1 protein-coding gene is annotated in these 234 nt (G+C 71.4%); it reads right to left on the minus strand.

All coding sequences use genetic code 11. The annotated features are described in order from the left end of the window. The coding region (locus ACGWYJ_RS39155) for a proteasome accessory factor PafA2 family protein (protein WP_395111781.1) at positions 1-234 on the minus strand (234 nt) is incomplete at both ends.

Here is a 234-nt window from a genome sequence, read left to right on the forward strand (position 1 = left end):
GCGAAACCGCTCCGCGTCGGCGTGGGGCTCGTCGCGGGTGTTGATGATCGGTCGGGAGCGGGTCGTGGCGGAGGAGACCCCTTCCCAGATGTGCTCGGCGCGCTGCGACACGCAGTACACCGCGCCACGCGGCGTCTGGAGCACCTTGCCCGCCCCGCAGATGATCTGCCGCGTCACCAGGTACGGGATCAGGACGTCCGCCAGGCGGCCGAACTCGCCGTGGCGTCCCACCAG

Source organism: Actinomadura sp. SCN-SB (assembly GCF_043906805.1).
Taxonomy (GTDB): domain Bacteria; phylum Actinomycetota; class Actinomycetes; order Streptosporangiales; family Streptosporangiaceae; genus Spirillospora.